This is a genomic window from Nocardia sp. NPDC055002, assembly GCF_053608825.1.
Window position 1 is genome coordinate 50,464 of sequence record NZ_JBSGWE010000011.1, and the last position, 13,424, is coordinate 63,887.

12 protein-coding genes and 1 tRNA gene are annotated in these 13,424 nt (G+C 64.6%); 5 read left to right on the forward strand and 8 right to left on the reverse strand.

Annotation, left to right across the window (positions count from 1 at the left end):
- Nucleotides 1-2: 2 nt before the first annotated feature.
- The 5 genes from ACWF99_RS31050 to ACWF99_RS31070 form a co-directional block, all read right to left on the reverse strand.
- A complete protein-coding gene (locus ACWF99_RS31050; RefSeq protein ID WP_452538122.1) occupies nt 3-4,214 on the reverse strand; it encodes an nSTAND1 domain-containing NTPase in 4,212 nt (1,403 codons plus the stop codon).
- 5 nt (nt 4,215-4,219) lie between these two features.
- The gene (locus ACWF99_RS31055; protein ID WP_378637626.1) at nt 4,220-5,374 is read right to left on the reverse strand and encodes a S8 family peptidase; all 1,155 of its coding nucleotides are present in this window, start codon (nt 5,372-5,374) and stop codon (nt 4,220-4,222) included.
- 13 nt (nt 5,375-5,387) lie between these two features.
- Nucleotides 5,388-6,407, reverse strand: a complete 1,020-nt coding sequence (locus tag ACWF99_RS31060) for a trypsin-like serine peptidase (RefSeq protein ID WP_378637623.1) — start codon at nt 6,405-6,407, stop codon at nt 5,388-5,390.
- A gap of 210 nt (nt 6,408-6,617) precedes the next feature.
- Nucleotides 6,618-6,773, reverse strand: a complete 156-nt coding sequence (locus ACWF99_RS31065) for a hypothetical protein (RefSeq protein WP_378637621.1) — start codon at nt 6,771-6,773, stop codon at nt 6,618-6,620.
- 134 nt (nt 6,774-6,907) lie between these two features.
- A complete protein-coding gene (locus tag ACWF99_RS31070) occupies nt 6,908-7,153 on the reverse strand; it encodes a hypothetical protein (protein WP_056821808.1) in 246 nt (81 codons plus the stop codon).
- Between the two features lie 211 nt (nt 7,154-7,364).
- On the opposite strand from ACWF99_RS31070, the gene ACWF99_RS31075 reads away from it, so the two are divergent.
- A tRNA-Asn gene (locus ACWF99_RS31075) sits at nt 7,365-7,437 on the forward strand.
- A 111-nt stretch (nt 7,438-7,548) separates the two neighbouring features.
- Here the strand turns inward: ACWF99_RS31075 and ACWF99_RS31080 are convergent.
- The gene (locus ACWF99_RS31080; protein ID WP_452538123.1) at nt 7,549-8,844 is read right to left on the reverse strand and encodes a site-specific integrase; all 1,296 of its coding nucleotides are present in this window, start codon (nt 8,842-8,844) and stop codon (nt 7,549-7,551) included.
- Between the two features lie 24 nt (nt 8,845-8,868).
- Nucleotides 8,869-9,093 (reverse strand): helix-turn-helix transcriptional regulator, encoded by a 225-nt coding sequence (locus ACWF99_RS31085; protein WP_378657375.1) that lies wholly within the window; start codon nt 9,091-9,093, stop codon nt 8,869-8,871.
- 148 nt (nt 9,094-9,241) lie between these two features.
- On the opposite strand from ACWF99_RS31085, the gene ACWF99_RS31090 reads away from it, so the two are divergent.
- The gene (locus tag ACWF99_RS31090) at nt 9,242-9,397 is read left to right on the forward strand and encodes a hypothetical protein (protein ID WP_378657372.1); all 156 of its coding nucleotides are present in this window, start codon (nt 9,242-9,244) and stop codon (nt 9,395-9,397) included.
- A 247-nt stretch (nt 9,398-9,644) separates the two neighbouring features.
- Here ACWF99_RS31090 and ACWF99_RS31095 read toward each other — a convergent pair whose 3' ends face one another.
- Complete coding sequence (locus tag ACWF99_RS31095) at nt 9,645-11,102, reverse strand: cutinase family protein (protein ID WP_452538124.1); 1,458 nt, start codon at nt 11,100-11,102, stop codon at nt 9,645-9,647.
- 269 nt (nt 11,103-11,371) lie between these two features.
- Here ACWF99_RS31095 and ACWF99_RS31100 point away from each other — a divergent pair, with 269 nt between their 5' ends.
- The 3 genes from ACWF99_RS31100 (at nt 11,372) to ACWF99_RS31110 (ending at nt 13,422) form a co-directional block, all read left to right on the forward strand.
- Nucleotides 11,372-11,716, forward strand: coding sequence for a WXG100 family type VII secretion target (locus ACWF99_RS31100; RefSeq protein ID WP_378657369.1), 345 nt, complete (start codon nt 11,372-11,374; stop codon nt 11,714-11,716).
- Nucleotides 11,716-12,021, forward strand: coding sequence for a WXG100 family type VII secretion target (locus ACWF99_RS31105; protein ID WP_452538125.1), 306 nt, complete (start codon nt 11,716-11,718; stop codon nt 12,019-12,021). Before ACWF99_RS31100 ends, ACWF99_RS31105 begins: the two co-directional genes overlap by 1 nt.
- A gap of 147 nt (nt 12,022-12,168) precedes the next feature.
- A complete protein-coding gene (locus tag ACWF99_RS31110) occupies nt 12,169-13,422 on the forward strand; it encodes a WXG100-like domain-containing protein (protein ID WP_452538126.1) in 1,254 nt (417 codons plus the stop codon).
- Nucleotides 13,423-13,424 lie beyond the last annotated feature (2 nt).

Sequence of the window (13,424 nt, forward strand, 5' to 3'; positions counted from 1 at the left end):
GGCTACTCCTCCTCGCCGGCGATCGGAAGTCCCGGGCACAGCTCGATGTAGTCGATCTCCGAAGACACCCAGGTCCGCCACATCTCCCGGCTCATGTTGTGCGTCATCTTGGCGCAGAGTTGCTCGGGCGAGGCGGTCGGCACGGGCCACATCCGGATGGTCTCGTCGACACTCGCCGACATGATCCCCGAACCATCGGGCAGGAAATCGACAGCGGTGACGGGGGCACCGTGACCGACCAGCGCGGGTCCGATCTGGCGGTGCGTTCCCACATCCCACAGCCGCAACACGTTATCGGTACCGACGGTGACCAGTGTGCGGCCGTCCCGAGAGAATTGGACTCTGGTGGCGGGGCCGTCCTGCACCATCGGTGCGCCGAGTTCCTGGCCGGTGTCGGTGCTCCAGATGCGAATCGTCTTGTCTTCGTAGCCGACAGCGAGCAGGCGGCCGTCCGGGCTGAAGCTGGTGCTCTTGACCCACCCGTTCCCGACCATCGGCTCGCCGACCGGCTGACCGGTGTCCGCGTCCCACAACCGCACCGCGTAGTCGGTCGCGCCGGTGGCGACGCGGCGTCCGGCGTTGTCGATCGACACCATCTGCACCGAGCCGTCGTCGTGTCGCAGTTCGGATCCGATCGGCCGCATACTCGCCATGTCTCGAATCTGGGCATTGCCGTCGCTGGTGATCACCAGCCTGCGCCGACCAGGATCGTGCGCGAAAACAGCCGTTTCGGGCGGCAGCGAGATCGGCGGCCCGACCGCGGCGCCCGATGCGGCATCCCAGAACCGGATTTCGGTCCAGGTGAGGGATTCGGGGCTGAACCCGGCGGCCTCCAGCTGTGTGCCTTCTGCTGTGTATTCCGCGAGCTGGAAAAGGCCCTCTTCGCCTCGGATCAGGGGACCTACCTGCGCACCGGTGCCGGTATCCCACTGCCGAACGGTGCCGTCCGCACCGCCGGTGACGATATGGCGGCCGTCCGGGCTCACGTCCGCGCCCAACACCCTGGCGCCGTTGTGGATGGTTCGCCCACCACCCACATCCCATTCTCGGACGGTGGAATCCATACTCCCGGAAAGGATTCGACCGGAGCCGGGATGCAGCGCGACGCTGGACACGATGAGCTCGTGACCCTCCAGCGGCTCTCCGATCGGCCGGCCCGTCGCAGAATCCCACAGCCGGATCTTCTTGTCATCGCCCGCCGAAGCGATCTGAGTACTGTCGCGGCTGTAAACGACCTGCTCCACCGCCGCGGTGTGCCCACGAAGCGGCTCCCCGATCGGCCTGCGAGTTCTGGTATCCCATTGCTGGAGATCGAATCCCGCGACCACCAGCCGGTCGCCAGTGCGGTCGAAGGCAAGGCTGTTCACCGCGCTGCCGGTGTACACAGTCAGCGGATCGCCCGCGGGCCGTCCGGTCCGGGCGTCCCACAGATAGACGGTGCCGCCGACGTCGCCCGAGGCGATCAGCCCACCCCCACCGAACGCCACCGAGGTCACCGGCATGGTGTGCCCGGTCATCTCGACGACCTGCTCGTGCCTGTCGGCATCCCAGAGCCGGACGGTCTTGTCCGAGCTCGCCGACACGATCGTGCGGCCGTCCGGGCTGAACGCGACGCCGACGACCACACCGGTGTGGCCGCGCATGTCGGCCCCGATCTGCTTGTGGGACTCGACATCCCAGAGCCGAACAGTTCGATCTCGACCTGCGGACACCAGCCGGGCACCGTCCGGACTGAACGCGATGCGAGTGACTTCGGACGCGTGACCGGACAGCGGAGCGCCGATCGGGGTCCACGTCGTGGCGTCGAGGAGCTGGATCGTGTTGCCACGAGTCGTGGCGATGAGTTCACCGTTCGGGCTGTAGCTGACGCTGGAGACATCGGCCTCGTCCATGTGGGCGATCTTGCGGATTTTGCCTTGCTGGTGAATTGCGTTGAGCAGGGCGAACTCCCGCCCGTCCCCCTCGCCGAGACGGTACGCGGCGACCGCCATCTGCATACCCAGGATGTCGTCGCTCTTGCCCGGCCACCTGCCCGAGAGCATGAGCTGCGAATTCGCCGACAACGCCAGCACTGTCGCGCGTCGGCTCTCGGCGACGGCTCGTTCCTGCGCCCGGTCCGCGCGCACCCACAGCAAACCCGCGACCAGCGCTGCCATTATGGTCACCGCCAGTGCCGCGCGCAGAATCCGCGACCGCCGGCGCAACGCCGTGGCGCTGCGCTGCGCGTCCTCCTTCGCCCGGCTCTCGGTGGCCGCCAACGTTTCCGCTGCCTGCTGACGTTCCCTGGCGGCCCGCAACTCGTCCTCCCGGTGCCGGCGTTCCTCGGCGAGGCGCTCGTCCTCGGCCTGCCGTGAGGCCAGCAGCAATCCCCGGACCGGGTTGAGCCGTTCGCGGAATCCCGGTGCGGTGGCCAGTGATTCGGCATCGGTGAGCCGTGACGCCGACAGCAGCCATTCCTCGCGCCGCCCGTTCTGTTCCCACGCCTGCGCGGCCCGCTCGAGGTTGTCGGCGGCCTCGAGCTCGGCAGCCTGCACCCGCAGCCAGTCGGCGAGGGTGTCCCATTGGCGCAGCAGGCTTTCCAACGCGACCTCGACGACCACGGCGCCGTCGCGCTCATCTTTGACCAACAGCCTGCGTGCGACGAACTCCTCGAGCAGCGGATGGCTCTCCGGCGGCAGATCGAACCAGCGGGCCGGGCGGCGCATCGGCTGGTCGTTGCCGGAATTGATCGTCGCCAGCCACGGCACGAAAGCCCGCCGCAGGATCGCCAACTGCCCCGCCCGGACCTGGGGATCGGCGTCGAGAAGCTCGTCGACCTCCCGCTGGACCACCCGCCGCAATCCGCCGAGGGATTCGTAGTTCGCGAGGGTGATCTCCCCGTCCCCGTAGTCCCGGTACAGCCGGGCGAGGGTGAGCGAGAGCAGCGGCAGGGTGTCGGCGCCGCGCGACCAGTCGTCGAGCAGACGCTCCACCAGGTCCGGGGCGAACGACAACGCCGCGCCGGCTTCTCTCGCCCGCCGTGCGGGCCCGACGATGACCTCTTTGAACTGGGCCTGCGGCATCGGTTTCAGATCGTCGAACGGCCGCACCGCGACCGACGCGAGCATGGGTGCGGTCTGGAGCGGTTCGTAGCGGTCGGAGCGGATGGTGGCGACCGCGATCATCGCGATCCCACGCTCGCGGTCGAGCAGTCCGCCGAGGAGAGTGAGCAGCACGCCCGCCTGCTCCCCCGCCTCGGGGCCGAACAGCTCCTCGGCCTGGTCGATCGGCAGAATCAGTGTCGGCGCCGGGTCGTCGTCGGAGTCCAGGACGCGATCGCGCGCGGCCTGCTGCGCTTCGATCAGCCAGGCCCGCACCTGTTCGATGTCACGGACGCCGTCCTCGATCTCGGTGAGGCAGGGTCGGCGCAGCCCGACGCCGACGCGCAACGCGTGGATCGACCGGGCGAATCCGGCGTCGCCGGTGAGCGCTCTGCGGTGCGGCCGCACGATGTCCATGGTGCGGAAGTGGCGGTCGTCGCGGGCCAGCCGGGGCAGCAACCCGGCGCGCACGAACGACGACTTGCCGACGCCGGAGGGACCGAGGACAACGAACAGATGGCCGCCGCCGAGCCCACGCAGGCCGCGCACGGTGTCCATCGCTCGCCCGATCTGCGCGTCGCGGCCGAAATATACTGCGGCATCGACCGATTCGAGCGGTTCCCACCCTCGGTAGGGTGCGCGTCCCGGGTCGCCGGGCGGTGGCCAGCCGAAGGTGTCGGCGCCGATACCGGCCGCCCGCAGACCGTGACGTAGTCGCTGCAACCCCTCGGTCAGGAACTCGACCTTTTCCCCGTTCACCGAGATCGTGGTCTTCGGTCCGTCCCCGAACAGGTCGCAGCGCTGCCACTCGCTGGTCATGTCGCGCCCGGTCAGCGGTTCGAGCCGGACCGTGAAGATCGGCTTGTTCAGGGTCTCGGCATGACGGTATTCGACCTTGCACTCATGAGAACTGTCCCAGTTGTCCGACAGCAGGCAGATGACCGCCTCGCAGCGGTCGCCTGCCCGGCGCAACGCGTCCTTCCAGCGCACGCCTGCCGGAATCCCGGTGTCCGGGTCGAGATCGAGGAAGATCTCGCCCGCCAGACCGGGTTCCGCCTCGATCAGCCATGCCCGCAGTGCGACCGCTTCGCGGCTGTCCCGGCTCGAATGGCTGAGGAACAGCCTGGCCTTCATGGCAGCTACACCCGCGAACGGTCGATACCCGCTTCGACCAACGCCGAGCGCGCCACGTCCTTCGCGCAGGCGGTGAGCGCACCGAACGCGCTGATCCGGCTGAACGTCTGTCCGGTGTGGACGACGTTGTCGTTTTCGTCGTCGCCGTCCACGATCGGCACAGCACCCGCCAGCAGCCATTTGCGAACATCGGCGACCGACGGCAACGTCCCGGCCACCCGCAGATGGAATTGCTGAACCAGCAGCACGACGCCGGCGACCACGGGCGTGGCCTGACTGGTGCCGTGCTGGATCGACTCGCCGCTGTCGTTGCGGATCCCCGACGAGGTCGTCGGGGCGCCGGGCGCGAAGATATCGGTCGCGCAGGCGCCACCCACACTCGAGTGCAGGCGCTGTGAGAACGGGGTGATCCGATCCGGCGCCGTCGAAAGGGCGGTCGCCCCGGAGCCGTAGCTGAACGAGCCCTCGTCGGCGTCGTAGACCGCGCCGACACTGATCGTCTGGCGGAAGATCGCCGGGTAGCTCATGCCTTGGCCACTGTTGTGGGCGAAGTAGTCGTTACCCGCCGCGACACAGCAGGCGACGCCGGCGTCGGTGAGTCTCCGCATCACCTCGCCGATGCCGTCGCCGGCGAACTCCGCGTCCGAGGTGTTGTTGTCGGATGCGCCGAGCGACATACACACCGCGGAGATGCCCAACGATGCCCGATTGGCCAGCACCCAGTGCAGTGCGTCACGGATCGCCTCGAAGCTACCGCCGCCGGTGTTGCCGAGGACCTTGACGGGCACGATGTTCGCGCGCGGCGCCATCCCGGTGTGCACTCCGCCGGCACAGATGATCCCCGCGACGTTGGTGCCGTGACCCTGTCCGTCGCTCGGATCGGTGGGCGAACCGTTGTTGTCGGCAGTGAAGTTCCGGCCTGCCCGAACCCGGCCCGCGAAATCGACGTGCGTGGTACGGAGCCCGGTATCGAGGACGGCGACCGTCATGCCGGATCCGTCGACGTTGAACTTGGTGCGCGCCTCCGCCGCGCGCACCAGCAGATCGACCTCGAGCAGTTCGGGCATCACCGTCAGGTCGGTCTGCAACGGCTTCTCCACGGGGACAACGAATTCGTAGGCGACGTCGGCGACCGATTCGGCAGAGATGGTGTCGGACATGATGATTCCTTTCCTACAGAGCCGAGTACGCGACGATGAAGTCGTAGACGTCGCGGGTCATCCGCCGTCCGAAGTTGGGCTTGCTGTTGTCGCCGATCGCGCCGGCGGCACCGCGCAGCACGCCTACGACGTAGGGCCATCCGTCGGTGCCGTACACGTAGAGGCCCGAACCGCTGTCGCCGTACCACGCGTCCATGAAGAAGTTGATGTACTGACCGTTGAGAACGCCGTTGCCCTCGTTGCCCCAGATCTGGGGTTGGAACTTGTCGCTCGGATGGCCGTAGAGGTGCATCCGGTTGCCGGTCACGACGTTGTCGGGCGCGACCCACAGGCCCTTCCACCCCGACGCGCGACCGGGGAAGTCGCCGTATCCGGAGAATTCGATGACGGCGTAGTCGAACCGCGCGTCGCCGCCCGCGTTGTTGATCCAGCCGCCGGGGACCGTCACGTTGTAGCCGCCGTGGCTGCCGAAGGGCATCGGCGTGGGGTCTTCGCGGTCGGTGCCGGGCGCGACGGAGGGGAGCCGGAGCCAGCTCGTCCCGTTGTGCACCACGTGCGCGGCGGTGAGGGCGGTGGACGGCCCGATCATCGTCGCCGACCCCGAATATCCCCCGCTCGCGAGGGCGAGGTAGGCGACCGTGCTCATGGGATACACCGTGTTGTCGCGACGCACGACCCGGTTGTCCGAGCCGATGATTCCCGAAAACGCGTGCAGCGACGAGGAATCGACCTGTTCGGACGAGGAGCGCGGCAGCGCGGTGTAGGACGATGTGCGCCGTTCACCGTCCGCCCGCAGCAGCTCGACGAACGAGGTGGTCGGTGCGTCGACCGTGTATTCCTTACCCTCGTTGAAGATGACCGGCCGCAGCGCTTCGGCGAGCTCATAGTCCGACATCTCGAGGACAGGCCCGAGTTCGTCGCCGCCAGGCGGTTCGACGCGGGGGTACACCGAGTTCGGTGAGACCTTCGCGTCGCCGATCAGAGTCAGTGGTTGGCCTTTGGGCGATGTCAGCGTGGTGATTGCGGTAGACATCCGTACTCCTCGACACTCGCGCGGCTCAGATGTCCCAAACGCCGACGTCAGCCGCAGATTTTCAGGCTGATCTGAACGTACGAGGATGTGTCCGAACCCACACGAGTACCCGGCTACTCCAATTTTCGCGCAAGTACTACGCGCTCCGATCCGCCCCGAACTTCGGGGAGCTTTCTCGCCGTCGACTACCGGAAGCGGCGAGAGCGAGCGTCAGCTCTGGTCCGGGTCTTCGACAGCGGCCAGGAAGGTCGGCAGATGGTTGCCGGGGACCGGCTCGGCGGACTCCGCGCTCGCGTCGCCGAGATTCTGGGCGCTGAACAACGACACCGGTGCGGCGCCGGCGGCGTTCAGGTGCGGATCGGTCATGGTGGTCCCCCGTATATCGGTGTGACTGAGGTGAAGTTTCGCGGAGCCTGCGCGTCAGGAGGATTCGTCGGTTCGGACGCTCGTCCGCGCGGGCCGACAGAACGAGCGGACCCTACACCGCGACGGAACTCAGTTCAGCGACGCAGCTGGTTGTGTGGAATCAAGACCGTGGTGCGCTCGTCGATCGGCTCCATCGGCTCGAGCTTCGGCTGCGTGCTCAACTTGTCCGACAGCTTCTGTCGGCTCACCGACACCAGCTTCCTCGTCACCGGACTACCCGCGACCGCTCGCGAGGCCGCAGTGATCTGTTCGTAGCGTGCCCGACCGGCCTTCGTGCCCAGCACATAACCGGCCGCCACGCCGATGATCAACCGCAGCATCTCCTGGAGCTCCTCCCACGTCTGTGTGCGGGCTCCATCCTGCCCCAGCCGCCCCACCCCTGTCGATCCGGCCACCGTTCGACAGCACATCGTTATACGCCGCATGTCCGCAGGTAGCGCCCCGATTTGGGTTCCCGCGACACGATGCGCTAAAGTTTCATCTCGGTCAGCCCGCCAAGGCAGACCACCTGAGTCTAACCACCCAGGACAATCCCCTATAGCTCAATTGGCAGAGCAGCCGACTGTTAATCGGCAGGTTTCTGGTTCGAGTCCAGATGGGGGAGCATAAAAAATCCCCTGACCAGGTGAAATGGTCAGGGGATTTCTTCGTTTATCCCGTATTTTCGGGCCATCACCAAGAAAACACCAAGAATTCGCCACCAAGAACGTCGTTGTCAGCCCGACGTACCGAACCCCAGCTCCAGCGCGGCCGATGAGTCCGGGGCCTGCTCCGGTGACGCGATGTAGTGCCGTTCGGTGATCGCCTCGCGGGAGTGCCCCAGCTGCTTGGCGGCGGTCTTCGAATCCGACGTCTCGGCGATCAGCGTCGCGACCGCCTTCCGGAACGTGTACTGCGTGACATCCCGATACAACGTGCCCCGGGCATTCCGCCATGTCCGATTGAAGTTGTTCGGATCACGCAGCACTCCGCCCCGACCGGGAAAGACGAGCGCGACCTTATCTTCGACCTGTACCACGCTGGCACCCACCTCGCGCAGTGCCTTCACCGCGCACATCCGTCCGCAGGTCGGGCTGTCGCGTAGCCGCTTCAACATCTGGATCGTGAACCCGGGCAGTGCCACTGTTCGATGCCCGGCATCGGACTTCGCCCACTCTTGCCGGAACAACCCCTTCCCGTCGAGCCTGACAACGGTCGCCGACACGGTGAACGTCGCCGGTTCCGCCTCGAGATCGAACTGGTCCCAAGACGCTGCCAGCGCTTCGCCTGGCCGCACTCCTGAGCCAAGGATCAAATCGGCCACATCGAGTATCGCCCGATCCCTTTTCGGGCCGTGCGTGTAGGCAGGCGCTCCCAGAATCCCCTTCCCCGCCAACCACTCCCGAAGTTGGGCACGCAAACCTGCCAGGCGATCCCGCTCGATCGTCTGAGGTTTGATCTTGCGGCTGCGCAGGCGGGACGTGTCTCGCACCGGGTTCTCCGGCAGGGCTCCGTATCGGACGGCGACCCCCATGATGCCGGTCAGAATCACCTTGTGCAGCCGCGCCTTCGACCACATTCCGGCAGCGACAATCTGCTGGATGTGTTCGTCGAGTCGGCCTGTATCCGCTTCCCAGACACGAAGATTGCCGATCGCGGGACGCAGCTTGACCGTAGCCTTGTCGGCGCGCTTGTGATCGCTCGCGTCGATCTCACCCTTGTACAGGTCATACGACTGCGGGCCTACGCCTTCATCTCGTGCCACTTCGTCGAGCCAGATATCCATCAGGACCGTGAGGCGCGTATCGCGGGTGACTTTGCCGCGGGTACGGCCTTTGTACTGCTTCTGCCGAGCTGTGAGCTTCTTCCGCAACGCCGCCTTGGCGTTGCTCTTAGTTGTTCCGAGTGCATCCACGACGCGGCCCGTGCCGTCGTAGTCACGAAACGTGACCCAGGCTCTCCACTTCCGGTCCTTCTGCTCCTTGGTGCCGATATCGCCGTAACTGCCGAGTTCGGTGGCTGGTCTTGGCACTGCTGTTCCCTTCGTTCGGGTTGCTCACGCCGCTTCGGGCTGCTCGTCGGTGTGCACCAGATGGGCCTCGAGGTAGGCATCCAGGTCCGCGCGCCGATACATGCACGAGTTGCCGGACGGCTTCGAGTAGCGAGGCCCATGCCCTTTGGCGGCCCAGTTCGCGAGGGTGCGGGGATGAACACCCAGGTATTCGCCCGCCTGCTCACGAGTGAGCCACCGTTTGTCCCTGCTGGGGTCGGTCTGACTCACACCGCCAGACTGCGGTGTGCCCGTGTCACGGGGCGTCCAGGCTCCTGGTGCTGTCACATTTGGGCGCGGCGAAAGCGACTCCAGCGACCGGGTCGAGAAGTCGAGTTCTTTTGGGGTGTCGGTCATTTCGTCCCTCCAGGTCGGTGCCATGTCCGGCGCGGCAGGGTGCGCGGTGTTGTGGCTGGTCACCGACCTGAAATACGACACCCCGCTCGAGGGTGTCACCGTGCACGATGTGAGCGACCCCGCCACCACGGTCCGCGCGATCGCCCGTGCAGCCACCACGGCAGTGCGCGCTGCCTAGCACATCACCGGCCGATCGCATCGGCACCGACTACGGCCCGCGCAGACAGCGGCACCGCCGCACACCCACCGCCGCACACCCGAAACGACGGCCAACGTTGCCGTTGGCCGTCGTTTCGGGTTCATTTCTGTCAGATGGACGGATTCAATTCGTTTGTGTAGCTGCACTTTTCAGCGCTCTCCCTCGTGCGGAATGTTCGCGACCGCACGCCGCTGCTGCGGCCGTACCGCCTCCGGCGGCGATCCGCCTACCGACTGCTCGCAACCTGATCGGAGAGCCAATCACCGACCAAGTCGAGAGCACCGTCGGTGTAGCCGTTCACGTGGACACCCGAGGTCGCAAATTGCGCAGCCTCGGCGGCCTGGCTGGCGAGATCGGCCAGAGCCGTCGTGGTCGCCGCATCGGTGCTACCGGTGAACTCTTGTGCGAGCGTGGCGATCTCGCTGCTGTTGCCGGTCAACGCCGATGCGGCGGTGGCCGCGAGGTCAGCGGCGACCGGAATCAGACCGGTGAGTTCAGTGGCCGCCCTGATCAGATCGACAACGGCGAGCTTCTCGAAGGCACGCCAGGCGACCTCCTGTGCGGTGCCGATGTCAGTCGCGATCCGGCTGATGTCGAGGTCGGCCAGAATATCCACGATCTGGGCAGCGATCCCGGTCCACCCCGAGGCATCGAATGCTGACGCCAGCGACAGTGCGTCGGCGACGAGGTGGAAATCGACCTTGTCGGCAAGGCTCACCAGCGGGTTGAACAGCGTAGTGAGCTCTCCGGCAACCCGATGCACTCCGGCGACGTCCCCAACCGCAAGCAACGAGGGCAATTGAGCGATGTCGGTGCCGATCTGCGGAATGTTCGCCGCGAAGCTGGCCAGGCCACCGAGCACGATCACGACCTGCTGTGTCACCGACGAGGCATCCAAGCCACTGCTGGAGTCATCCTCGGTGTTCGTCGAGTTCGAGTTGTCGGTGTCGAGAGTCGATTCGCCGGTGAACGCGCGCCCGACCGCGGACAACGCCGGGGAGGCTTCCGGGGAGGTGGAGCAGTAGATATCGCCAGAAGCGCAGCTCGTGACCACGCGGCCTTCCAATTCCGCGAAACTGTCACGAGTTCCCGCGATCCCTTGGCCGGAAACTGCTTGTCCGAGTTGAGGAGTGCTCGGGTCTCGGTTGGGATCGGACAGCAATCCCACGCCAAGTACCCGCGAGGCGGGAATCGGGCCCTTTCCGTTGCCGATCTGCGAGGCCAGGTCGCCGGCTACGTCGGCGCCTTGCGAGTACCCGGCCATCACCACCTGAGTCGAGTCGCACAGTCCACCCAGCATCGACGACAGAGCTTGTACCCCACCGGATTCCGATGCCGAATATGGCAACGGAGCAGCCGAGTACGGAAGACTCCGCACGTCGATATCGTCACCGAACCGCGCGCGCAGCCCTTCACCTATCGGAGCGAGGAGACCTACGAGCTGGCTCGGGTCGGCCGTCATAGAGGTCTCGGTCGTACCCGGCACCATCACTGCTGTCCACCGTGGACACCCTGGTCCAATCGCTGGCTCAGCAACGGCCGTCGCTATGCCCACCGTCGCCGCGAACGCGGTGATGCAGGCGACGACGCCGACCGTGCGGCAATGATGTGTTCGAGTCTTACCGAGTGGTGCAGCGGGCGAGTGTGTGTCAGTCGAAATCGTGTGTGTTGGGGTGGTGAACATCTGCCCTCCGGAATGTCCGATGGAATCCTGGCGGGTACGCGCCCGCACCACAGGACTCCGAACATCGCGGACTGATTCGACATGTCAGAGGCGCTCGGCCCCTACACGAGGAACAGCGGTTCCGGCGTCAAGAAGTCCGATGGTCCGCCACACGCTCGGCATGCTGCCGCACGTTGCGCGTCCGCACAGATCGGCTGGGCTAATCGCCGCCCCGACCAGCGAGTGCGCACTCGTGGTACCGTCCAGTGGTTTCATCTAGAGGGGGATATATGGCCACAGAATCGAGCGGATCAGTCGGCGACTTCTCGTTAGTGCCAGACGAAGTCGCAGACGCCGGGACGTTCGTGCAGCAGGTTGCCGAATCCCTGATCAACGGGCTGACGTCCTTGGATACCGACATCGCCACTCTTCTGAGCTCTTGGCGTGGCACCTCAGCGGACTCCTTCTCCGCAGGGTGGATCGAGACGAAGTACGGTGCCGACACCATTCTCGACGCCCTGTCCGACATGGCCGAACTTCTCGGTGTCACCAGCAAGACGCTGGACAATCAAGACCAGATTTGGGCGAGTAACACCATTACGTTGTCCGGGTCTCTCGACCTACCGGAGTTCTGATGGTCGACAATTCTCAGCCCTTCCGCGCCGACCTCGCCGAACTCGAGCAGATCGTCACCCGCGTGTCAGGTTTTGTAGGATTCCTAACCGACAGTCTCGATGGACTTCAGCAGCGCATCAACGCGGTCCAGCAGAACTGGAGCGGTGCAGCAGCCGATGCGCAAGCGGAGGCCTACCGTGAATGGCATTCCGGCGCAACAGATGTCGCCGAGGGAATTGAAACTATGCGCCAAGCAGCACAAGCAGCCCATGACCGCTACTCCGCCGCTCTCGCCGCGAATTTAGGAATGCTAGGGCGATCGTAAGCCCCGGCGATATACAGCGCTCTCAGCTCACGCACCGTTCGCGCTTCCGAGATTTTGACAGCCGAATTGAGAATTGCTGCCATAAATAGCAACCTACTATCTACTTGCCGCTTCGATGTTTAGAGCCTTACCGAGGATATATTTCGCGTGACTACCTTAAATGTCGACCCAATCGTATACGCCACCTCCGCATCCAATCTCCATAGCGCCGCCGTGGACTTCCACGCCGACTTTCAAGCCCAAATGGCGGCACTGAGCAATTCCCGGGAGATGGGGGGCAGTGTCGGGGAGTGTAAGGAATGGGCAGCCTCATACGACGAGCTGTCCACTGAAGCATACAATCTCGCAAGTTCAATGATTCGGGCGCTCGACAATTACGCAGGTATCTTGCAGCAAGCCGGATACAACTATGCGCTCGCCGACTACGCCAAAGGCACCGGTCGACCCGAACCAATCCAACCGTCACCTTTCCCGCCAGCCTGGAGTACATGCCCAGTACCGCCACCGTCGGCCGGAGGTCCAGGAAACGGCCTCATTGACGACGGTTTCGACCTCGCCAAGGAGGCTGGAGTTACCATCCCAGATGGCGACCCCGACAAATTGCTAGCGGCCGCAACAACATGGGAAACCCTCGCAGCCAAGGGTAAAGCGTCGAACCTACCAGCCAGGATCGAAGCCCAGGCCAAATGTTTCGAAGCTATTACCGCACAGGATGCTTCGTTCATTGACGAGGACTTGCGGGAAATGAAAACCGCAGCCGAGGACATCCTTGGACTGTTCGCGGAAATAGCACAATCGTGTCGCGATCAAAAGACCGCTATCGACGATATGCGCAAGCAGATAACGAAACTCCTTCAGGACCTCGCCGCTGACATCGCCGAATATGTTGTCGAGGGTGTAATCATATCGGTGGTTGCTGGCGCATTGTCTGCAGGGTACGGCGCTGTCGCCGTTGCGGCATATCGAGCAAAAAAGATATACGACAAAGTAAAGGCCTACGCCGAGAAACTAAAGGGAATTTACGCCACCTTCAAGCTCCTGCGAGCAATTAAGGTAAAGAACCCACCAACAACTATTCGTGGTAAACTGCAACGTATTATCGACCTCGCCAAGCGCGCGGTCAAGCTAGGCGCCCCCAAGCGCCCGAGTCATGTTCCTGACGACTGGGAGGCGCGGCTTGCAGATAACGGGAAAGGTTGGGTGTGGCAGAAGCCGGGATCGAGTTTCAATCAAAATACATTCCGCGACGCTCTGCCGACTACAGACTACCCAAACGGATATGTACGGTTTTACAACGAGCATGGTCAACCTTTGAAGCTGGACGGAAAGCCCGGTAGCAACGCAGATACACATATACCCAAGAATCCCGATGGCACATACCCGAAACCTCCAGGCTGGTGATT

Coding starts and splice junctions, on each gene's coding strand:
- ACWF99_RS31050 (WP_452538122.1), bottom strand. CDS start 4,214: ATGAAGGCCAGGCTGTTCCTCAGCCATTCGAGCCGGGACAGCCGCGAA.
- ACWF99_RS31055 (WP_378637626.1), bottom strand. CDS start 5,374: ATGTCCGACACCATCTCTGCCGAATCGGTCGCCGACGTCGCCTACGAA.
- ACWF99_RS31060 (WP_378637623.1), bottom strand. CDS start 6,407: ATGTCTACCGCAATCACCACGCTGACATCGCCCAAAGGCCAACCACTG.
- ACWF99_RS31065 (WP_378637621.1), bottom strand. CDS start 6,773: ATGACCGATCCGCACCTGAACGCCGCCGGCGCCGCACCGGTGTCGTTG.
- ACWF99_RS31070 (WP_056821808.1), bottom strand. CDS start 7,153: ATGCTGCGGTTGATCATCGGCGTGGCGGCCGGTTATGTGCTGGGCACG.
- ACWF99_RS31090 (WP_378657372.1), top strand. CDS start 9,242: ATGTCCGGCGCGGCAGGGTGCGCGGTGTTGTGGCTGGTCACCGACCTG.
- ACWF99_RS31095 (WP_452538124.1), bottom strand. CDS start 11,102: ATGTTCACCACCCCAACACACACGATTTCGACTGACACACACTCGCCC.
- ACWF99_RS31100 (WP_378657369.1), top strand. CDS start 11,372: ATGGCCACAGAATCGAGCGGATCAGTCGGCGACTTCTCGTTAGTGCCA.
- ACWF99_RS31105 (WP_452538125.1), top strand. CDS start 11,716: ATGGTCGACAATTCTCAGCCCTTCCGCGCCGACCTCGCCGAACTCGAG.